This is a genomic window from Promicromonospora sp. NPDC110617 (assembly GCF_055598465.1).
On record NZ_JBVKBM010000002.1, the window covers coordinates 346,023 to 366,121 of the forward strand.

Below are 20,099 nucleotides of genomic sequence, written 5' to 3' on the forward strand. Positions count from 1 at the left end.
CAGCTCAGGAGGCCAAGCTCTGCCTTCTGTCGCCTGAGCCTGCGGTTCCACTCCGGGCGGGTGCCTCGTACCTCGGCCCCCACCCTGCGCTGCACCTCGAACTCAGGCTCTCCTTGTTGGTCGCCTGAGCCTGCGGTTCCGCTCCGGGCGCGTGCCTCGTACCTCGGCCCCCACCCTGCGCTGCACCTCCGGCTCAGGCGACGAGCGACCGGAGCACGTACTGCAGGATGCCGCCGTTGCGGTAGTAGTCGGCCTCGCCCGGGGTGTCGATGCGGACCACGGCGTCGAACTCGACCTGCGAGCCGTCGCCCTTGGTCGCCGTGACCTTGACCGTCTCGGGCGTGACGCCCTCGTTCAGCGCGGTCACGCCGGTGACGTCGAACGTCTCCGTGCCGTCCAGGCCCAGCGATTCGGCGTTCTGGCCGGCCGGGAACTGCAGCGGCAGCACGCCCATGCCGATGAGGTTGGAGCGGTGGATCCGCTCGAAGCTCTCGGTGATGACGGCCTTGACGCCCAGCAGCGCGGTGCCCTTGGCGGCCCAGTCGCGCGAGGAACCGGAGCCGTACTCCTTGCCGCCGAGCACCACGAGCGGGGTGCCGGCCGCGGCGTAGTCCTGCGCGGCGTCGTAGATCGTGTCCTGCGCGTTCTTCACGAAGTTGAAGGTGAAGCCACCCTCGACGTCGTTCAGGAGCTGGTTGCGCAGGCGGATGTTCGCGAACGTGCCGCGGATCATGACCTCGTGGTTACCGCGGCGCGAGCCGTAGGAGTTGAAGTCGCGACGGCCCACGCCGTGGTCGGCGAGGTACTTGCCCGCCGGGCTGTCCGGCTTGATGGAGCCGGCCGGGCTGATGTGGTCGGTCGTGACCGAGTCGCCGAGCTTGGCCAGCACGCGGGCGCCGGAGAAGTCGGTGACGGGCTCCGGCGTCATGCCCATGCCGTCGAAGTACGGGGGCTTGCGCACGTAGGTGGACTCGCTGTCCCAGGCGAAGGTGTCGCCCTCGGGCGTCTCCAGCGCGGCCCAGCGCTCGTCGCCCTTGAAGACGTCGGCGTAGTCCGACTCGAACATCTTGCGGTCGATCGAGGACTCGATGGTCGCCTGGACCTCGTCCGGCGACGGCCAGATGTCGCGCAGGAACACGGGGTTGCCGGCCTCGTCGCGGCCCAGCGGGTCGTGCTCGAAGTCGAACTCCATGGTGCCGGCCAGGGCGTACGCGATGACCAGCGGCGGGGACGCCAGGTAGTTCATCTTGACGTCCGGGTTGATGCGGCCCTCGAAGTTGCGGTTGCCCGACAGCACCGAGACGACCGACAGGTCGTGCTCGTTGACGGCCTCGGAGACCTTCTCGTCCAGCGGGCCGGAGTTGCCGATGCAGGTGGCGCAGCCGTAGCCCACCAGGTGGAAGCCCAGCTTCTCGAGGTACGGCCAGAGGCCGGCCTTCTCGTAGTAGTTGGTCACGACCTGCGAGCCCGGCGCCATGGAGGTCTTGACCCACGGCTTGGACACGAGGCCCTTCTCGACGGCGTTCTTGGCGAGCAGCGCCGCGGCGAGCATGACCGACGGGTTCGACGTGTTGGTGCAGGACGTGATCGAGGCGATCGCGACCGCGCCGTGGAACAGCTCGAACTCCTTGCCGTCGCTGTTCGTGACGTGCACGTGCTTGCGGCCGTTGGGCGTGATGGCCGGCGAGTCGGACGCGGGGAACGACTCCTTCTCGGCCTCGTCGACCTGGTCCAGGACGTCGGGCGCGTAGGTGGGCAGGTCACGCGTGAACGCGGCCTTGGCGTTCGTCAGCTCGATGCGGTCCTGCGGGCGCTTCGGCCCGGCGATCGAGGGCACGACCGTGGACAGGTCGAGCTCGAGGTACTCGGAGAAGACCGGCTCCGCCGAGTCGGCGTCGAGCCAGAGGCCCTGCTCCTTGGCGTACGCCTCGACCAGGGCGAGCTGCTCCTCGGAGCGGCCCGTCAGGCGCAGGTAGTCGACCGTGACCGAGTCGATCGGGAAGATCGCGGCCGTCGAGCCGAACTCCGGCGACATGTTGCCGATGGTGGCGCGGTTCGCGAGCGGCACCTGGGCCACGCCCTCGCCGTAGAACTCGACGAACTTGCCGACCACACCGTGCTGGCGCAGCATCTGCGTGATCGTGAGCACGACGTCGGTGGCCGTCACGGCCGCCGGGATCGAGCCGCTCAGCTTGAAGCCGACGACGCGCGGGATGAGCATCGAGACGGGCTGGCCGAGCATCGCGGCCTCGGCCTCGATGCCGCCGACGCCCCAGCCCAGCACGCCCAGGCCGTTGACCATCGTGGTGTGGGAGTCGGTGCCGACGCAGGTGTCGGGGTAGGCGCGCAGCGCACCGTTCACCTCGCGGGTCATGACCGTGCGGGCCAGGTACTCGATGTTGACCTGGTGCACGATGCCGGTACCCGGCGGGACGACCTTGAAGTCGTCGAACGCCGTCTGGCCCCAGCGCAGGAACTGGTAGCGCTCGTGGTTGCGCTGGTACTCGAACTCGACGTTGCGCTGGAAGGCGTCGGCGCGGCCGGCGACGTCGATCTGCACGGAGTGGTCGATGACCATCTCGGCGGGGGCCAGCGGGTTGATCTTCGTGGCGTCGCCGCCGAGCGCGGCGACGGCCTCACGCATCGTGGCGAGGTCCACGACGCAGGGCACGCCGGTGAAGTCCTGCATGATCACGCGCGCCGGCGTGAACTGGATCTCGGTGTCGGGCTGCGCGTCCGGGTCCCAGGACGCGAGGGCACGCACGTGGTCGGCGGTGATGTTCGCGCCGTCCTCGGTGCGCAGGAGGTTCTCGGCGAGGATCTTCAGCGAGTACGGGAGGCGCTCCACGCCCTCGACCGCGCTGAGCCGGAAGATCTCGTAGGACTTGCCGGAGACCTCCAGCGTTCCCTTTGATCCGAACGTGTCCACGGTGCTCACTCGGGCTCCTTCTGCGGGGCTGACGGTGCGTCGGCTCTCACAGGCGCGGTCATCGCGCGAAGGAGCCGCCGCATGGGTTCCAGGGGGCTTCACCCAGCCTAGGCCGGGCTGCTGGAGCCAGCATAACGCATTTATCTTGACGTCAAGATATCTGCCGGGTGGGCGCCCGTCTCCTCCTGCTCGGCCGCGGGCGCCTGGAGCGTCCGGACGACCCGCCGGGCGATCGCGGCGTTGCCCGCGTCGGTCGTGTGGATCCCGTCCTCGTGCACCAGGCGGCCCTGGACGATGTTGGGGTCCAGCAGCGACACGTACGTGGCCTCCGCCGCGGCCGCCGCGGCCCGCACGGCGCTGTCCAGGGCGCGCGCCTCCAGGCCGACCGCCCAGGGGGTGGAGGGCCCGACCGACACGATCTCGGCGTCCGGGAAGCGCCGCTCGGCCAGAGCGTACGTGTCCGCCACGGCCGCGAAGACCGGCCCGGGCTCGGCCTGCAGGTCCTTGAAGTCGTTCTGCCCGCCGGCGATCACCACGATGTCCACGCTCCCGCGCGGCACGGACCGGAGCTGGGCGGGGTAGTTGAGCTTGTCCAGCTCGGGGTTGCCCTTGACGAACCCGGTGCCGCCGTCGGCCACGTTGAGCTCGCGCCAGCCCATCTTCTCGGACACGAGCGTGCTCCACCGCAGCTCGGGCGACGTCGCGCCCTGACCCACCGTGTAGGAGTCGCCGACGAAGAGGGCCACCGGCTCCTTCTCGGCCACCGGGGACGGCGACACGGACGGGGACGGGGACGGCGACCCGGCGTCGGCCCAGACCTTCGGCGCGCCCCGCGGCGCGGGCACCGAGGCCCCGCCCGGACCGCCCACGGCGATGCCGCCGGCCCCCAGGACCATGCCCACCAGCACGGCGACGGCGAACGCCGCCACCACCGACACGGCGATCCCGCCGCTCACCAGCCACCGCTTCACGGTGCGCATCCTATGCGCACTGACCTGGGGCTTCGTCCATCGTCCGGTCAGCCCTGCCGGTCCAGCACCGCGACGGCCTCCACATGGTGGGTGTGCGGGAACAGGTCGAACGCGCGCACGCCCGTCAGCGCGTACCCGTGCGCCGCGAGGTAGCCGACGTCGCGCGCGAGCGCCGCCGGGTCGCAGGCGACGTAGACCACGCGGCGGGGCTCGCGGGCCGCGATCGCGTCCACCACGGCTCGTCCGGCGCCCGAGCGGGGCGGGTCCAGCACCACGACGTCCGCGGCGGGCACGTCGGCCTCGCCCGGCCCGCCCGCGAGCACCCGGTCCACGGCGCCCAGCTGCAGCTCCACCTGGGCGTACGCGTGCGCGTTGCGGCGGGCGTCCTTCACGGCGCGCTCGTCGCCCTCGACGGCGACCACCCGGCCCTCGGGCCCGACGGCGTCCGCCAGCGGGAGCGTGAACAGACCGGCGCCGGAGTACAGGTCCAGCACGGTCGCCCCGGCCAGCTCCCCCGCGCTCGCGCCGGCGGCGTCCAGCACGGCGCCCGTCAGCACGGCCGGAGCCTCGCGGTGCACCTGCCAGAACCCGTCGGCGGCCACGCGGTAGCGATGGGTGCCCCACGGGCCGGTCACGACCTCCGTCACGGCGCGGCGGGCGTTGGGCCGGGAGTCCGGCCGGCCGCGGCGCCACGGCTCGCCGTCCACCAGCAGCACCGGGTCACCCTCGGACGGCGCGACGAGCTCCAGCCGGGTGCCCGGCGTCCAGGTGCGGGTGAACACGTCCTCGGCCACCGCGAACGCGGCCAGCTCGGCGGAGGCCAGCGGCATCTTCTTCAGCGCGACGACGTCGTGCGAGCGGTGCTTGCGCATGCCCGCGTGGCCCCCGGCGTCAGCCACCAGGTCGATCCGGGTGCGGTGGTGCAGGCCGCGGCGCTCGTCGTCGCCGGGCGCCGCCTCGACCGTGACGTGCTCGGCGAGCCAGTCGGCGTCGATGCGCGCCAGGCGCTGGAGCTGCTCGACGAGCACGGCCGTCTTCCAGCGGCGCTGCGCGGGCAGGGCGACGTGGGACAACTCGCCGCCGCCCACGCCGTCGGCCCCGGCGGCGGGCCACAGGGGCTCGACGCGGTCGGGAGACGCCTGGAGCACCTCGACGGCGTCGGCGCGCCAGAAGGTCGGGCCGCCCTCGGTGACGCGGGCGCGGACCCGCTCCCCCGGCAGGGTGTGGCGCACGAACACGACGCGGCCGTCCAGGCGGGCCACGCAGTGGCCGCCGTGGGCCACGGGGCCGACCTCCAGCTCGAACTCCTGCCCCACCTCCGGCCCCGGGGCGGCGTCGCTCACGCGCCGCGCGCGGCCGGGCCGCGGGGAACGCTGGGGACGACGGCGCGGGCGGCCGCCCTGCTCGGGGTCTGCGGGCGCGGTGCGACGGTCGGGGTTGCGGGGCATGTGCTCAAGTATCGCCCACGGCCCGCCCGGACCCGGCCTGTCACCGGCGCGGCTGCGTCACATCCTGCGGCGTCACATCCGGCGGCCGCGCAGGAAGGCGTCACCCTCCAGGCCGGTCTGCCCGCGGGTCGAGGCGAGCTGCCACGGCACGGACGCCACCACGACGCCGGGCGTGAACAGCAGGCTGCCCTTGAGCCGGAGCGCCGACTGGTTGTGCAGGAGCTGCTCCCACCAGTGCCCGACCACGTACTCCGGGATGTAGACGATCACGAGGTCGCGCGGCGACTCGCGGTGCACGGACCGCACGTACTTGACCACCGGGCGGGTGATCTCGCGGAACGGCGAGTCCAGGATGCGCAGCGGGACGGGCAGGTCGAGGGCCTCCCACTCGGCGGTGAGCTTCTCGACGTCCTCGCGGTCCACGCCCACGCTGACGGCCTCCAGCACGCTGGGCCGCGCGGCCCGCGCGTAGGCCAGGGCGCGCATGGTCGGCTTGTGCACCTTGGAGACCAGCACGACGGCGTGCACGCGGCTCGGCAGCGCCCGCGCCGCGGACACGTCGTCGAGCTCCAGCTCGTCGCGCACGCGGTCGTAGTGCTTGCGGATGGCGCGCATGAGCACGTACAGCACGGTCATCGCCAGGATGGCGATCCAGGCGCCGTGCGTGAACTTGGTGAGCAGCACGATGATCAGCACGATGCCGGTCAGTCCGAACCCGACGCCGTTGACCAGCCGCGAGCGCTTCATCTGGCTGCGCGCCGCGGGGTCGGGCTCGGTGCGCAGCCCGCGCGTCCAGTGCCGCAGCATGCCGAGCTGGGACAGCGTGAAGGAGACGAACACGCCCACGATGTAGAGCTGGATGAGCCGGGTGACCTCGGCGTCGAACACCACGATCAGCACGATCGCCGCGACGGCGAGGGTGATGATGCCGTTGGAGAACGCGAGCCGGTCGCCGCGGGTGTGGAGCTGGCGCGGCAGGTAGCCGTCGCGGCCGAGGATCGAGCCGAGCACGGGGAACCCGTTGAACGCCGTGTTCGCGGCCAGCACCAGGATGAGGCCCGTCACGGCGGAGACCGCGTAGAAGGCCGGCGGGAAGCCCGAGAAGACCGCCTCGGCGAGCTGGCCGATCACCGGGATCTGCACGTAGTGGTCCGAGACGGGCTGGCCGTTCAGCGTGAGCTGCTCGTGCGGGTCCTCCGCGAACTGGACGCCCGTGGCCTGGGCCAGGAAGAGGATCGACATGATCATCGTCGCGGAGATGGTGCCGAGCAGCAGCAGCGTGGTGGCGGCGTTGCGCGACTTGGGCTTGCGGAACGCCGGCACGCCGTTGCTGATGGCCTCGACGCCGGTCAGGGCGGCGCAGCCGGACGCGAACGCCCGGGCCAGCAGGAACGCGCCCGCGATGCCCACCAGGCCCTGGTCGAAGGCGGCCTCGGCGGACAGCTCGAACTCCGCGCTCTGGGCCTGGGGCAGCGTGCCGGAGAAGAAGCGGAACGCGCCCGTGACGATGAGGGCCCCGATGATCGCCATGTAGCAGTAGGTCGGGATGGCGAACGCCGTGCCCGACTCCTTGACCCCGCGCAGGTTGACCAGGGTGAGCAGCACCACCGCGATGACGGCGGCGAGCGCCTCGTGCCCGCGCAGCCCGGGGATGGCGGCCGAGGCGTACTGGGCCGCCGACGAGATCGACACGGCCACGGTGAGCACGTAGTCCACCAGCAGCGCGGAGGCGACGCCGATGCCCGCCGACGGGCCGAGGTTGGTCGTGGCGACCTCGTAGTCGCCGCCGCCCGAGGGGTAGGCGTGCACGTTCTGCCGGTAGGACGCCACCACGATGAGCAGCACCACGACCACGGCAAGACCGACCCAGGGCGACAACGTCAGGGCCGCGATACCCGCTAGGGACAGGGTCAGCAGGATCTCGTCCGGGGCGTACGCCACCGACGAGAGCGCGTCCGATGCGAACACCGGCAGCGCGATGCGTTTGGGCAGCAGCGTGTGCCCCAAGCTCTCGCTGCGCATGGGGCGGCCGACCAGAAGTCGTTTGGCCGCATCGACGATGTCCGACACGTTGGAAGACTCTATGCCCGTCGATGGCCTCCGGCGCACCCGGCGCACCATCGTCACCCCCGGCGCGGTAGCGTTCCGTCCGTGCACTTTGTCATCATGGGCTGCGGCCGCGTCGGCTCCAGCCTCGCCCAGGAGATCGAGGGCCGCGGGCACTCCGTCGCCGTCATCGACCAGAACCCGGACGCGTTCCGGCGTCTGCCCGCGGACTTCTCCGGCAAGAAGGTGACCGGGGTGGGCTTCGACCGCGACACGCTCGTGCAGGCGGGGATCGAGGACACGTACGCGTTCGCGGCGGTGTCCGACGGCGACAACTCCAACATCCTGTCCGCGCGCGTGGTCCGGGAGACGTACGGGGTCGACAACGTCGTGGCCCGGATCTACGACCCGCACCGCGCCGAGATCTACCAGCGGCTCGGCATCCCAACCGTCGCGACCGTGCGCTGGACGGCGGACCAGGTGCTGCGCCGCATGCTGCCGCTGGGCTTCGTCGACGAGTACCGCGACCCGTCCGGCACGGTCCGGCTCGCGCAGATCGACTACCACCGGCGGTGGGTCGGCCGCCCCGTGCTCAACATCGAGGCCGCCACGGGGGCGCGGGTCGCCTTCGTGACCCGCTACTCGTCGGCGATCCTGCCGACGCCCGACATCGTGCTCCAGGAGAACGACGTGCTCCACCTGCTCATGGCGGCCGACCGGTCCGCCGAGATCGAGCGGATCCTCACCGCCGCGCCGACCGCCGAGGAGGACTGATGCGCGTCGTCATCGCCGGGGCCGGTTCCGTGGGCCGCTCGATCGCCCGCGAGCTGCTGAGCCACGAGCACGAGGTCACCCTCATCGACAAGAACCCGGCGGCCATGCGGGTCTCGCAGGTCCCCGAGGCGGAGTGGGTTCTGGCGGACGCGTGCGAGCTGCCCGCGCTGGAGGCGTCCGAGCTGGAGCAGGCCGACGTCGTCGTGGGCGCCACCGGCGACGACAAGGTGAACCTGGTGTTCTCCCTGCTGGGCAAGACGGAGTTCGGGGTGCCGCGCACCGTCGCGCGCGTGAACAACCCGAAGAACGAGTGGATGTTCGACCAGTCCTGGGGCGTGGACGTCGCCGTCTCGACCCCGCGCATCATGACCGCGATGGTCGAGGAGGCCGTGGCCGTCGGCGACCTCGTGAAGATCTTCAGCTTCAGCCAGTCGCGTGCCGACATCCTGGAGCTGACGCTGCCCGCCGACTCGCGGGTCGCGGGGACGCGCGTGGGCCAGGTCGTGTGGCCGGCGGACGTCACGCTCTCGACGATCGTGCGTGACGGCCGCCCGCTGGTGCCGAGCCCGGACGACACCCTGGAGGCCGGCGACGAGCTGCTGCTGGTCGCCGGCTCGGACGCCGACACGGACGCGCTGCAGAAGCTGCTGGTCCCGAAGGGCTAGCTCAGGCCGTGGCCTTCGGCCGGCGCACGACGTACCAGGTCAGGTACAGCACGAGCGCCCAGAGCGGCACGCCGAGCAGCAGGTGGAACGTGCCCAGCCAGGCCACGTCGCCCGCGAAGTAGAGGGGCGTCTTGACCGCCAGGCGCAGGGCGAACAGCCCCACCCAGAGCCAGGTGGCGATCGAGTACATGCGCATCTTGGCCGGGTCGGACCGCCAGGCGGTCAGCGCGGCGAAGGCCGAGGGCTGGTCGTCCGGGCGGTCCGCGTCGGCCTTCACGGCCTCCGGCGTCAGGCCGGCGCGCAGCGCCTCCACCACGTAGCCGACGGCGGGGCGGCGCGCGAGGATCGTGCCGAGCAGCACCACGAGGTAGCCGGCGTTGAGCAGCAGGCCGCCCGCGTAGTAGTCCTCCGCGTCGCCGGACGTCCAGGCCCACACCACGCCGACGGCGATGCCGAGCAGGCCGCCGAGCGCCTGCGTGACCGGCGTGCGCTGCACCAGGCGCGCCACGACGAGCACCAGGGCGGCGACCACCGACGCGATCAACGGGACGGTCAGGTCGTTCGTGATCACGAACGCGACCACGAACACCAGGCCGGGCAGCACCGCCTCGACCAGGCCGCGCACCCCGCCCACGGCCTGCGCGGCCGAGAACTCGTCGCCGGCCAGGGCGCGCATGCCGCGCGCGGGGGTCTCTGCGGAAGGCTGCGGGGGCACGTCAGGACGTGCGGGATCGCTCATGGGGGCTATTGTGCCTCGCCCGGGCGGGGCCTCAGCTCGTACCGCGGGTTGAACATGGTGCGCCGCCCGTCGACGTCGCAGACCATGCCCTCGACCCGGATCCGGCGGCCCGGCTCGATGCCCTCGATGGTGCGACGGCCGAGCCACACGAGGTCGAGCGCGCCGGAGCCGTCGAACAGCTCCGCCTCCAGGGTGGGCACGCCCTCGCGCGGGCGCAGCACGACCGAGCGCAGCACGCCCGCGACCTTGCCCCGGGAACGGGTCGGCACGGACGTGACCGCCGCGCAGCCGATGTTCTTGGAGGCGTCCGCGCGTTCCGCGGTGTCGCTGACCTCCTCGTTCGAGGCCAGCGTCGCCGCGATGCGGGAGGCGAGTGCCGAACGGAGTCCCATCAGTGGTTCACCTCGTCAGCCGATCTGGGTGATCTCGGGGCCGCGACGCAACGGGTTGAAGTCCGACATCTGCGGCGTGGCGCCCTGGGGACCGGCCGGCTCCTGCGCCGGCTGTGCACCATCCTTGCGCGCCGACTTCGGCAGCGCCAGGGGCAGCAGGTCGCGCGGCGGGCGCGGGCTCTGGTCCCGCACCACGACGATGTTCGCGAACACGGACTCCAGCGGCTTGGCCGCCTCGGCGTCCAGCGCCGCGCGCCCCGCGAGCACGCCGCGGATGAACCAGCGGGGCCCGTCCACGCCCACGAACCGCGCCGGCCGCTGGCCGGGCTGCCCGTCGGGGCCCGTCACGGGCATGCGCACCAGCAGCTCACGGCCGAACACGCCGGGCACGTCGTCCACGATGCCGCCCTGCCCGCTGACGGACTGCGCGATCTCGTGCCGGATCTCGTCCCAGATGCCCTCGGTGCGCGGCGCGGCGAACGCCTGGATCTGGAGGTTGGACCCCTCCAGCGCGGCCGTCACCCCGGTGACCTTCTGCGTCTTCTTGTCGATCTCCATGCGGAGCTCGAGACCGGGCATCACCGGCAGCCAGATGGCGCCGAGGTCGACCCGGGGGCCCATCTCGTCCACCTGGGACCGGTCGAAGGGTCCGTGGGGCCGCTTCTGCTGCTCGGCCTCCACCGACGCCCACTCGACCGAGGCGGGCTCATCCGCCGTACCTCGTCGGCTGAACAGACCCACAGCCACACTCCTTCGTCGTTCGTCGATTGCTCGCCTCACCCGGGCGCGCGCATTACCGCGCCGGGCGGCGTTATCCGCTCGTTACTTACAGCCTAGACCTGTCCGGCGCCGAACTGGACACGCGTTCAGCGCCCGGCGAAACCGCCGCTGGAGCCGAAGCCGCCGTCGCCCCGGTGCGAACCGGGCAGGGTCTGCGCGGGCACGAACCGCGCGCGCTCGACCTTCTGGATCACGAGCTGCGCCACCCGGTCGCCCCGGACCAGCTTCACGGCCTGCGTCGTGTCGGTGTTCAGCAGCGTGACCTTGATCTCGCCGCGGTAGCCCGCGTCCACGGTGCCCGGCGCGTTCACGATGGTCACGCCGTGCTTCGTCGCGAGACCCGAGCGGGGGTGCACGAACGCCGCGTAGCCGTCCGGCAGCGCGATCGAGACCCCGGTGGGCACCAGCACCCGCCCCTGCGGCGGGATCTCGACGTCGACCGTGGTCACCAGGTCGGCGCCGGCGTCACCGGGATGCGCGTAGGCGGGGACGGGAACGTCGTCCAGGAGGCGGATGAGCACGTCGACCGTGCTGCCGTCGTGAGCTGGCTCAGGGGTGGGCACGCCGGAAGAGTACGCCACCTGGGCCCGCGCCGCCGCAAGAGTGCCGGGGCACAGCCGGGGGCTGGGATGATGTGTCCATGACGGCGACCACCCTCACCTTCCACGAGCGTCTCCTGCCCGGTCCCGGTGGCTGGCTCGGCACGGTCGGTCTGGGCGCCATCGCGGCGATCGCGCTGTGGCCCGTGCACGCGGCCGCGGCGGTCACGGTCGGGCTCCTGGTGTGCATCGGGTCGGCGGTCGCCCTGGCCGTGACGTCGCCCGTCGTGGAGGTGTCCGACGGCGTCCTGCGCGCCGGGAGCGCCCGGATCCCGGTCGCGCTGCTCGGCGCGGCACAGGCCCTGGACGTGGCCGCGATGCGGCACGAGCTGGGCCCCGGCCTGGACGCGCGCGCCTACGTCTGCCTGCGCGCGTGGGCACGCACCGGGGTGCGGGTCGCGGTCGACGACCCGGCAGACCCCACCCCCTACTGGCTCGTCTCCACGCGGCGCCCGGAGCTGCTGGTCAAGGCGCTGACGAACTAGCGGCGTCCCGGGCCCCGCCCCGGGCCCGGGTACGACGAAGGCTGCCATGCGCCGCATGACAGCCCGGTCGTGTCGTCAGTGCCGAAGGCCTGGTGGATCAGGCGGCGCACTCCGTGCAGATCATCTGGCCGGCCTTCTCGTAGGCCAGCTGGCTGCGGTGGTGCACCAGGAAGCAGCTCGAACACGTGAACTCGTCCGCCTGACGCGGCAGCACCCGTACTGCGAGCTCCTCGCCCGACAGGTCGGCGCCCGGGAGCTCGAAGCCCTCGGCCGCTTCTGTCTCGTCCTCGTCCACAACGCCCGAGGACTTGTCAGAACGACGTGCCTGCAGCTCCTGGATCGAGTCCTGCTCGACATCCTCGTCGTTCTTACGTGGGGCGTCGTAGTCAGTTGCCATGTGGTGTTCTCCGTCGGTAGGTGGTCGCGCCGGAAGGGTTCGGGACATCCGGGGTTCGACGCCGCCCCGGCCGGGACACCGCAAGCACCGTCGAACAGCGACCGCAAGCGGGTGTACGCGCAGATAATGCACACGGCCCCGGTTTTGTTCCCGAGTCGGCCCACGGATTGTGCACCATTTCTGTCAGGCGCGCTACATCTACCGGTGTAACCCCGGTCACGTACGCTCTGACCTGCAACAACGGCCCGTTTTCGGCCTTTTGACCCTGGTCAACGGTGACCGCTCTTGCACGGGTGTGTCATAAAAAAGATCACCCGCGGACGGCGCTCCCGGCACCGTCCGCGTCCGCCGCCTCGAGGATCTCGGCGAGCTGCGCCACGAGCTCCCGCGGGCCCGCGACGGTCATCGCGTTCCCGGCGGGCCGGCCGCGCAGACCGGTCACGACGGCGCCCGCCTCGGTGGCCACGATGACGCCCGCCGCCATGTCCCACGGGTTCAGGCCGCGCTCGTAGTACAGGTCGAGCGAGCCGTCCGCGAGGAGGCACAGGTCGATCGCGGCGGAGCCGAGCCGCCGGATGTCCCGGATCCGGGGCAGCACCTGCGCCAGGACCTGGGCCTGCTCGGTCCGGCGCGCGGCGTCGTACCCGAAGCCCGTACCCACCAGGGACGTGCTCAGGGAGGCCGGGGCGCCCGACCGGATCGGCACGCCGTCGCGCGTGGCGCCCTCGCCCAGCCCGGCCGACCAGGTGCGCCCGTCGGCGACGCTGTGCACGCACCCGGCCAGCACGGTCCACGACGCGGGCTCCGGCGGACCCGCCACGACCGCCACCGACACGGCCCAGGACGCCACCCCGTACAGGTAGTTCACGGTGCCGTCGATCGGGTCGAGCACCCAGGTCAGCCCGCTGGTGCCGGGCACGTCGTCGCCCTCCTCGCCCAGGATCGCGTCGTCCGGGCGCTCCGCGGCGATCATCTCGCGCAGCAGCTCCTCCGAGGCGCGGTCCATGACCGTGACGGGGTCCACGTCGCTCGACTTGGTCGCGGCCACCTCGACCCGCTCGGGTCTGCCCTCCCGCACGAGGGTCCCGGCGGCCGTCGCGAGGCGGACGGCGAGGTCGCGGAGGGCGGTGACGGTGACGCCGTCGGGCAGCGCGTGCGGTGCGGGTGAGATCACGCGCCCATCCTGCCGCACCCGCCGGCGGGCTACGATCCGGCGGCACACCGACGCGCCTGCGCCGCGCCGCCCCCGCTCGGTGGCAGGCTCGGCACACAGGACTACCCCGGGAGGACTGGCATGGACGAGCTGGAGCTGGTGAGGCTGCACGAGGACGGTGAACGCCTCGTCCTCGCCGCACGCGACGGCACCCAGAGCACCCTGCCGATCACCGACGCCCTGCGCGCCGCCCTCCGTGGCGACCGTCCGCGCATGGAGTCGATCCGCGCCCAGGAGGAGTCCACCCTGCGTCCGCGCGAGATCCAGGCGCGCCTGCGCGCGGGCGAGACCTGCGAGGCCCTCGCCGAGGCCTCGGGCCTGCCCGTCGAGCACGTGCGGCGCTTCGAGTACCCCGTCATCTCCGAGCGCGAGCACGCGATCTCCCGCGTGCGCGCCAAGGCCGTGCTGAACGACGACGACACCGCCACCACGCTCGGCGAGGTCGCCGACGAGCGCCTGCGCTCGCGCGGCGTGCGGCCCGACGACGCGCGGTGGACCGCCACCCGGGAGGGCACCCACCCCTGGATCGTCCGGGTCGAGTTCACTGCGGGCGAGCGGCCGCGGGAGGGCCGCTGGTCTCTCGAGCCGCGCGGCGGCTTCGTCACGGCGCTCGACGACGAGGCGCGCTGGCTCGGCCTCCCCGAGGACGACGAGGGCCCGGCCCTCGCCGGCGTCGCCACCCTGCCGCCGCAGCGGCTCGGCGCACGCGGCTCCCGGCCGGCCCCGCCCGAGCCCGACGACACGGACCTGCTGCTGGACAACCTCTCCGAGCGGCGCGGCCAGCGGCCCTCTCGGCGTTCCGCGCCCGACGTCGGGCCGCCCGACCTGCTGGAGCTCGACCACCTGGACGGCGGGCCGGCTGGTCCGGGCTCGGCGGCGAGCCCGGACGAGCCCGACGAGTCCTCCGCGCCGGAGCCGGCGGCTGCCGTCGTCGACATCGGCGCGCGCCGGGGCGGGTCCCGCCCACGGATGCCGTCCGTCAAGGTGCCGGACTCCCCCGCCGACCTCGAGTGGGAGGGGCCGAGCCAGTGGGAGATCCCGGGGCCGGTGCCGGCTCCTGGTCCGGCGTCGTCCCCGCCGTCGGACCAGGAGGAGCGGCCCGCGCCGGAACCCGAGCCCGCCGCGGTCCCGGAGCCGGCGAACGTGCCGGACAAGGAGCCGGCGGCCGCCAAGCGGCCCGCGCCCAAGCGCGGCCGCAAGTCCCGCGCGCAGGTGCCGAGCTGGGACGAGATCGTGTTCGGGTCGCGCCCGGAGGTCTAGCGCCTGCGGACCGGCCGGCCTAGCCCCAGAGGGACTCGTCCGCCGACCGGCGGCGCGCGGTGAGCGCCGTCATGCGGCGCATGTGGTGGCGGCGGCACAGCACCTCGTACGCGACCTCGGCGAGGCCGACGTCGCCGATCACCACCTGCTCGCCCTCGGTGACCATGATGCCGTCCACGGTGCGCGCGTTGTGCGTGGCCCGCGCGCCGCACCAGCACAGCGACTGCACCTGGAGCAGCTCGACGCGGTCGGCGAGCTCGATGAGGCGGGCCGAGCCGGGGAAGAGCCGGGTGCGGAAGTCGGTGGTGATGCCGAAGGCGAAGATGTCGATCTCCGTCTCGTCCACGAGCCGGGCGAGCTGCTCCACCTGCGCGGGCGAGTAGAACTGCGCCTCGTCGCACACCAGGTAGTCGACGGCCTCGCCGCCCGCGCGGCGGCCGCTGATCTCGACCCAGAAGTCGGTGTCGTCGGTCACCTCGACGGCCGCGACCTCCAGGCCCAGCCTGCTGGAGACCCGGTCCGCGCCCGCCCGGTCGCCCCGGCTGAAGATGAGCCCCTCGCGCCCGCGGGCGCGGAAGTTGTGGTCGGTCTGCAGGGCGAGGGTGGACTTGCCGGAGTCCATGGTCCCGGAGAAGAAGACGAGCTGGGCCACGAGAGCCTCCTTGCGTTACGGCTCAGGCGAGGGCGGTCAGGAACGGCACGAGCATCTCGTGCGGCGTGAGGGAGCCGTGCACGCCCGGCAGCGCCCGCGCGTTCGCGGAGTGCACCCGGGAGTCGACGACGGTGGCGGCGCCGGTCATCGCCACCACGACGTCCCCGATCGCGGGCAGCACGTGCTCGGCGACCGGCCCGAACCAGCCGCCGGCCACCGCCTGCTCCCGCAGCACGACCAGCGCGTGGTCGCCCAGCCGCTCGGCCCACCGGGCCGCGACGTCGGCCGGGTCGGTGCCCACCTCGGTGTAGACGTGCAGGGCGCGCGGCTCGCCGCCCACCAAGGCCACGCCGGGGTGCAGGGCCGGGTCGGTCGCGACGTCCCACTGCGTGGTCAGGTCGGCCGTGATCTGGCCGTGGTCGGCCGTGACCAGCACGAGCGTGCCGCGCGGCACGCTGCGCAGCAGGCGGCGCAGCTCCTGGTCGGTGGCCTCGAGCACGTCGCCCCACTGCCAGGAGTCCCAGCCGAAGCCGTGGCCGGTCTTGTCGACGTCGCCCTGGTACAGGTACACGAGGCTCTGCCCGGTGCCCGCCGGGTCGACAGGTCGGCGCAGCGCCGCGACGGTGGCGTCCACGCGCTGCTCGAACGTCTCCGCGGCCACGTGCACGGGGCCGCGCAGCGCGGCCTGGCTCATGCCGGAACCCGCGAACTTCCGCGGGCCGGGGGCCACCACCCGCGTACCGGCGGCGGCGAGCGTCTCCAGGACCGTGGGCTCGCGCTGCACGTCGGCGGGGTCGCCGAGGTCACGCCACTGCACCACCGCGGCCAGCTTCCCCGTCTCGGGGTTGCGCTGCGTGTAGCCGAGCATGCCCGTCCGGCCCGGGGCGGTGCCGGTCCCCAGGATGCTCAGGCCCGCCGCCGTGGTCGACGGGAAGCTGGAGGTGAGCGTGGCGGCGGCCTCGTCCCGCTCGCGCAGGAGGCCACGCAGGAACGGCGCGTGGCCCCCGCGCTCGGCGAGGTTGCGGAGGCCGAGCCCGTCCACCAGCACGACGACGACGCGGTCGGCGTCGGGCAGGCCGAGGGCCGCGCGGCAGCCGGCCGCCGTCAGGCCCGTGGCCGTGGTGAGGTCGTGGCCCAGGGCGCCCGCGGCGGCGGGCAGCACGGCAGCGAGGCTGGTCGTGTCGTAGGACGGCGCGACCAGGCCCTCGGGGAGGTGCGGTGCGCTCACGCAGACGTGGCCCGGGACAGCGCCCGGGCGAAGTCGACGGCCGCCCGGACGGCGGCGTCGCCCTCGGCCTCGCCGGAGACGCGGACCACCACGTCGTCCGGCGTCACCTGGCCGGTCAGGCCGTGGTCGGCCGTGCAGTTCGGGTCCACGCAGGAGGCCGGCTCCAGGTCGACGCGCGAGACCGCACCCCAGCCCACGGCCAGCGTCACCTCACGCGTGGCCCCGCGCTGCGGGTACTGCGCCGGGTCCGCGATCACGTGGGTGAGCGCCACCGAGCGGATCTCGCGCACCGGCACCACCTCGGTGGTGGCGGACGCCGAGCCGGACCGCGCCGGGTCCTCCCCCGTGTGGTCGTCGACGTGCGCGGTGACCAGGCGGGTCGGGGTCAGCACGAGGACCGTGAGGTGGCGGCGCACCTCCGAGTCGAAGGTGGTCTCGGCCTGCACGAGGTGGGCCACCACCTCCTCGCCGGCCAGGGCCACGTCGAGCACGTCCGCGACGAGCTCCGGGTAGTAGCCGGCCCGGTGCAGGTGGGCGGTCAGGTCGTCACGGGCATCGGTAGGGGCATGGGGCACGAGAGGAATCATCCCATCCACGCGGAGGTCAGGTCCACATGATGCGAATGCCCAGGTAGACGAGACGGAAGCGCCGGTCGCCACTACAGTCTTCCCCAAACCACGCGGCGGAGGCATTTCGGACATGTCCAGTCAGATCCAGGTCATCGAGATGCCGTTGGACGACGGCGACTCGTTCCTCGTCGAGGTCGCCCGGCCCGTCACCGAGGAGCTCGTCCCCGCGGCCCGGCCCGGGGCGGTCGTCGGCCGCGCCGGCGCGACCCTCGACGCCGCGCTGGACGAGCTGCGCCCGGTGCTCGGGACGCTCGCCGGCTGGGCACGGTCGGCCGGTCCGGACACGGCGGAGGTCGAGTTCGGCCTCAAGCTCACCGCCGGCTCGTCGGTGGTCGTCTCGAGCGGATCGGCCGAGGTGAACTTCACCGTCCGGCTCACGTGGTCGGGCGGGGACCGATGACTGACCGCAACGCCGCGTTGGTCGACATCGGCGGCACGGACGGCCGGGTCGGCATCGGGTTCGCCGTCGGACCACGCACGGTGGTCACGTGCCACCACGTCCTGCGTGCGCTGCCCGGCGTGGTCGCGGAGGGCTCCGAGATCGCCGTGACGTTCCATGCGGACCGCCGCACTCGCGTGGCCCGCGTCGTCGTGGACGACGCCCACGAGGACGTGGCAGTGCTGCGGGTCCCCCGCAGCGCACGCATGCCGGGCGGCCTGACCGTGCTGCGCCTGGTCGACTGGCGGGACCGCGCTCAGGTGGACGTCTACGGCTATCCCGAGCACCGCGCCGACGGGGCGTGGAACCACTCCCTGGTCGCCGGGCGCGTCGGCCGCGACCGCCTGCAGCTCGACTCGACCAGCGGCGTCCCTCTCCAGCAGGGCTTCAGCGGCGGCCCCGTCATCGTGCCCCAGACCCTGGACGTCATGGGCATGCTCGTGGAGACGGTCGCCACGGGCGCGCACGGCGACGCCCTGGCGGTCCCCTCCGACGTCATCCGCGGGCTGCTCCCGGCCGCCACGATGCTCGACCGGGTCGGGCCGTGGCTGCTGCGGCTCGGCACCGGCCTCGCCCGGCTCGTGCGCCGGCTCTGGAAGCCGGCGGCCGTCGTCGCCGCGGTGGCGGTGGTCGGAGCGGTCGTCGCGCTGGTGCTCCCGGGTCGCGGCCTGCCGTGGGTCTCCGGAGACTGCGTGGTGGTGAACACCACGGTGTCCACGGAGAAGGACGAGCTGGTCGCGGAGCTCGCCCAGGACTTCGAGGACAGCCACGGCGTGGGACAGCGGTGCGTCGACGTGCGGGTCACCGGGCTGACCTCCGGGGTGGCCGCCGCCGCGCTCGCCGACGACTGGGAGTCCGTCGACGCCGCGGTCACCGCCGGGAACCGGCCCGACGTCTGGCTGCCGACGTCGAGCATGTCGGTGGACCAGGTGGCCGCCGAGCGGCCGGAAGCGGTGGCCGACGGCGACCGGCTCGGCTCCGTGACCAGCAGCGTCCTCGCGATCGCCGTGCCGGCGGCGGACCGGGACGAGCTGTTCCCCGAGGGCGAGGAGGACTGGGCCCGGCTGAGCGAGCTGTCGGGGGACACGGCGTTCGTCCTCGGCCGCGACAACCCGCACAACTCGTCGTCCGGGCTCGCCGCCACGGTCGCCACCTACTACGCGGGGATGTCGGCCGCGGGGCACGCCGAGGTGCTCACCCCGGAGCCGGACTGGGCGCAGGTCGCCGGTCTCGTCGACGACACCGAGGTGGGCAGCTTCGTGCACGACGTGGAGCAGTCGGTCCAGCGCTACGGGCTCGAGGCGACCGGGTTCATGCGGGAGATCTACGACGAGGGGCAGGCGAACGGCGTCGACGGCGAGCGCCCGCTGAACGCCGTCGTCGTCCAGGAGCAGCTCATCCACCTGTACAACTGCAACGTGCCCGAGGGGGCGCAGATCGAGGAGCTGCGCTGCGACGACCCGCCCGATCTCCGCCTGACCGCGGTGTACCCGACGGAGGGGTCCCTCGCGCTGGACCACCCGTTCGTCCTCCTCGAGCAGGGGGACCCGGACGTGCGGGCGGCCGCCAAGGCCTTCTACGCGTACCTGACCGGGACGGACGCCCAGGCGAAGTTCGTCGAGCTCGGCTTCCGCGACGCGGACGAGCCCGCTCGGCCCACCGCACTCCTCGAGGAGACGCTCGGGATCCGGGCCGGCCAGGAGCAGAAGCTGCTCCCCGCGCCCCCGGCCGACGTGCTGGACACGATGCTGGACACCTGGGTGGGGATCCAGCGGCGGGCGAACGTGACGCTCGTGGTCGACGTCTCCGGCTCGATGGGCGACTCCGCGGGCGCGGGCGGCCCGAGCAAGCTGGAGCTCGCGCAGGACGCGGCGAACCTCGGGATCGGCATGCTGACCCCCGCGGACCGGCTGGGGATCACGGTGTTCTCCGACGATGTACGGAGCGCCCTGCCGGCCACCGACCAGGCGGCGGCCGGCGCGCTGCCCGGGTGCGCGGCGGACCGGACCGGCGGCTGCGTCGACGCGGACTGCGCGGAGGCGCCCGCCCCCGAGCTGCGCACGTGCGTGGTCGACGCGCTGCGGGCGGACGGCAACACCGCGCTGTACGGCGCCGTGACCACGGCCTTCGACCAGGCGCACGACCTGCACGAGGCCGACCGGATCAACGCCGTGGTGGTGCTGAGCGACGGCGAGGAGACCAAGGACCCCGGCGGCCTCGGCGACCTGCTGACGCACCTGCGGGATCCCGCCCTGAACAACGACGACCACCGCGTGCAGGTGTACACGGTGGCCTACGGCGCCGACGCGGCCAGTGCCACGGGGGCGCTCCAGGAGATCGCCACGGCCTCCGGCGGCGCGTTCTACGACGCGACGAGTGCGCAGGACATCGGGGAGGTCATGACGGACGTGTTCGCCAACTTCGGGGGCGACCCGGCGCAGCAGGAGTAGGGG

The 20,099-nt window shown here is 73.2% G+C and carries 19 protein-coding genes; 6 read left to right on the forward strand and 13 right to left on the reverse strand.

Going from position 1 to position 20,099, the window contains the following annotated elements; all coding sequences use genetic code 11:
* Nucleotides 1–193: 193 nt before the first annotated feature.
* The 4 genes from acnA to ACZ7LE_RS12395 all read right to left on the reverse strand — a co-directional run bounded on the left by acnA (nucleotide 194) and on the right by ACZ7LE_RS12395 (nucleotide 7,418).
* Complete coding sequence (gene acnA, locus ACZ7LE_RS12380; RefSeq protein ID WP_470403570.1) at nucleotides 194–2,938, reverse strand: aconitate hydratase AcnA; 2,745 nt, start codon at nucleotides 2,936–2,938, stop codon at nucleotides 194–196.
* Between the two features lie 131 nt (nucleotides 2,939–3,069).
* Nucleotides 3,070–3,900 carry an SGNH/GDSL hydrolase family protein gene (locus ACZ7LE_RS12385; RefSeq protein WP_470403571.1) on the reverse strand — a complete coding sequence of 277 codons (831 nt, stop codon included), beginning with the start codon at nucleotides 3,898–3,900 and terminating at the stop codon, nucleotides 3,070–3,072.
* Between the two features lie 47 nt (nucleotides 3,901–3,947).
* Entirely contained in the window at nucleotides 3,948–5,348 is a 1,401-nt protein-coding gene (locus ACZ7LE_RS12390; RefSeq protein ID WP_470403572.1) for a class I SAM-dependent RNA methyltransferase, read from the reverse strand.
* Between the two features lie 72 nt (nucleotides 5,349–5,420).
* Nucleotides 5,421–7,418, reverse strand: a complete 1,998-nt coding sequence (locus tag ACZ7LE_RS12395) for an APC family permease (protein WP_470403573.1) — start codon at nucleotides 7,416–7,418, stop codon at nucleotides 5,421–5,423.
* Between the two features lie 96 nt (nucleotides 7,419–7,514).
* Between ACZ7LE_RS12395 and ACZ7LE_RS12400 the strand changes: the two genes are divergently transcribed.
* Both ACZ7LE_RS12400 and ACZ7LE_RS12405 read left to right on the forward strand, forming a co-directional pair.
* A complete protein-coding gene (locus ACZ7LE_RS12400) occupies nucleotides 7,515–8,168 on the forward strand; it encodes a potassium channel family protein (RefSeq protein ID WP_470404548.1) in 654 nt (217 codons plus the stop codon).
* On the forward strand, nucleotides 8,168–8,833 hold the full coding sequence (locus ACZ7LE_RS12405; RefSeq protein WP_397396733.1) for a potassium channel family protein: 666 nt from the start codon (nucleotides 8,168–8,170) through the stop codon (nucleotides 8,831–8,833). Before ACZ7LE_RS12400 ends, ACZ7LE_RS12405 begins: the two co-directional genes overlap by 1 nt.
* Before the next feature lies 1 nt (nucleotide 8,834).
* Here ACZ7LE_RS12405 and ACZ7LE_RS12410 read toward each other — a convergent pair whose 3' ends face one another.
* The 4 genes from ACZ7LE_RS12410 to dut form a co-directional block, all read right to left on the reverse strand.
* A complete protein-coding gene (locus ACZ7LE_RS12410; protein ID WP_470403574.1) occupies nucleotides 8,835–9,572 on the reverse strand; it encodes a DUF3159 domain-containing protein in 738 nt (245 codons plus the stop codon).
* Nucleotides 9,573–9,577: 5 nt separating this feature from the next.
* Nucleotides 9,578–9,964: an OB-fold nucleic acid binding domain-containing protein gene (locus tag ACZ7LE_RS12415; RefSeq protein WP_357476834.1), complete on the reverse strand. Its 387-nt coding sequence runs from the start codon at nucleotides 9,962–9,964 to the stop codon at nucleotides 9,578–9,580.
* Between the two features lie 15 nt (nucleotides 9,965–9,979).
* Nucleotides 9,980–10,705 (reverse strand): DUF3710 domain-containing protein, encoded by a 726-nt coding sequence (locus ACZ7LE_RS12420; RefSeq protein WP_397396739.1) that lies wholly within the window; start codon nucleotides 10,703–10,705, stop codon nucleotides 9,980–9,982.
* A 125-nt stretch (nucleotides 10,706–10,830) separates the two neighbouring features.
* Nucleotides 10,831–11,307 (reverse strand): dUTP diphosphatase, encoded by a 477-nt coding sequence (gene dut / locus ACZ7LE_RS12425; RefSeq protein ID WP_470403575.1) that lies wholly within the window; start codon nucleotides 11,305–11,307, stop codon nucleotides 10,831–10,833.
* Between the two features lie 77 nt (nucleotides 11,308–11,384).
* Between dut and ACZ7LE_RS12430 the strand changes: the two genes are divergently transcribed.
* Complete coding sequence (locus ACZ7LE_RS12430) at nucleotides 11,385–11,828, forward strand: DUF3093 domain-containing protein (protein ID WP_470403576.1); 444 nt, start codon at nucleotides 11,385–11,387, stop codon at nucleotides 11,826–11,828.
* A 97-nt stretch (nucleotides 11,829–11,925) separates the two neighbouring features.
* Here the strand turns inward: ACZ7LE_RS12430 and ACZ7LE_RS12435 are convergent, their stop codons facing one another.
* Both ACZ7LE_RS12435 and ACZ7LE_RS12440 read right to left on the reverse strand, forming a co-directional pair.
* Nucleotides 11,926–12,225 (reverse strand): DUF4193 domain-containing protein, encoded by a 300-nt coding sequence (locus ACZ7LE_RS12435; protein WP_020014531.1) that lies wholly within the window; start codon nucleotides 12,223–12,225, stop codon nucleotides 11,926–11,928.
* Nucleotides 12,226–12,535: 310 nt separating this feature from the next.
* Nucleotides 12,536–13,399, reverse strand: coding sequence for an inositol monophosphatase family protein (locus ACZ7LE_RS12440; protein ID WP_470403577.1), 864 nt, complete (start codon nucleotides 13,397–13,399; stop codon nucleotides 12,536–12,538).
* Between the two features lie 120 nt (nucleotides 13,400–13,519).
* On the opposite strand from ACZ7LE_RS12440, the gene sepH reads away from it, so the two are divergent.
* Nucleotides 13,520–14,698, forward strand: coding sequence for a septation protein SepH (gene sepH / locus ACZ7LE_RS12445; RefSeq protein ID WP_470403578.1), 1,179 nt, complete (start codon nucleotides 13,520–13,522; stop codon nucleotides 14,696–14,698).
* Between the two features lie 19 nt (nucleotides 14,699–14,717).
* On the opposite strand, the gene ACZ7LE_RS12450 is transcribed toward sepH, so the two are convergent.
* Genes ACZ7LE_RS12450 through ACZ7LE_RS12460 form a run of 3 tightly spaced genes read right to left on the reverse strand, consistent with a single transcriptional unit; the run spans nucleotide 14,718 to nucleotide 17,153 of the window.
* Nucleotides 14,718–15,350: a thymidine kinase gene (locus ACZ7LE_RS12450; RefSeq protein WP_285103576.1), complete on the reverse strand. Its 633-nt coding sequence runs from the start codon at nucleotides 15,348–15,350 to the stop codon at nucleotides 14,718–14,720.
* Between the two features lie 22 nt (nucleotides 15,351–15,372).
* Nucleotides 15,373–16,578: an alkaline phosphatase family protein gene (locus ACZ7LE_RS12455; RefSeq protein WP_470403579.1), complete on the reverse strand. Its 1,206-nt coding sequence runs from the start codon at nucleotides 16,576–16,578 to the stop codon at nucleotides 15,373–15,375.
* Nucleotides 16,575–17,153: a DUF5998 family protein gene (locus tag ACZ7LE_RS12460; RefSeq protein WP_357476849.1), complete on the reverse strand. Its 579-nt coding sequence runs from the start codon at nucleotides 17,151–17,153 to the stop codon at nucleotides 16,575–16,577. Before ACZ7LE_RS12460 ends, ACZ7LE_RS12455 begins: the two co-directional genes overlap by 4 nt.
* 124 nt (nucleotides 17,154–17,277) lie before the next feature.
* Between ACZ7LE_RS12460 and ACZ7LE_RS12465 the strand changes: the two genes are divergently transcribed.
* Together ACZ7LE_RS12465 and ACZ7LE_RS12470 are read left to right on the forward strand one after the other, a co-directional pair.
* Nucleotides 17,278–17,607, forward strand: a complete 330-nt coding sequence (locus ACZ7LE_RS12465) for a CU044_2847 family protein (RefSeq protein ID WP_470403580.1) — start codon at nucleotides 17,278–17,280, stop codon at nucleotides 17,605–17,607.
* Complete coding sequence (locus ACZ7LE_RS12470) at nucleotides 17,604–20,096, forward strand: substrate-binding domain-containing protein (RefSeq protein WP_470403581.1); 2,493 nt, start codon at nucleotides 17,604–17,606, stop codon at nucleotides 20,094–20,096. The genes ACZ7LE_RS12465 and ACZ7LE_RS12470 overlap by 4 nt, the downstream gene beginning before the upstream one ends.
* Nucleotides 20,097–20,099 lie beyond the last annotated feature (3 nt).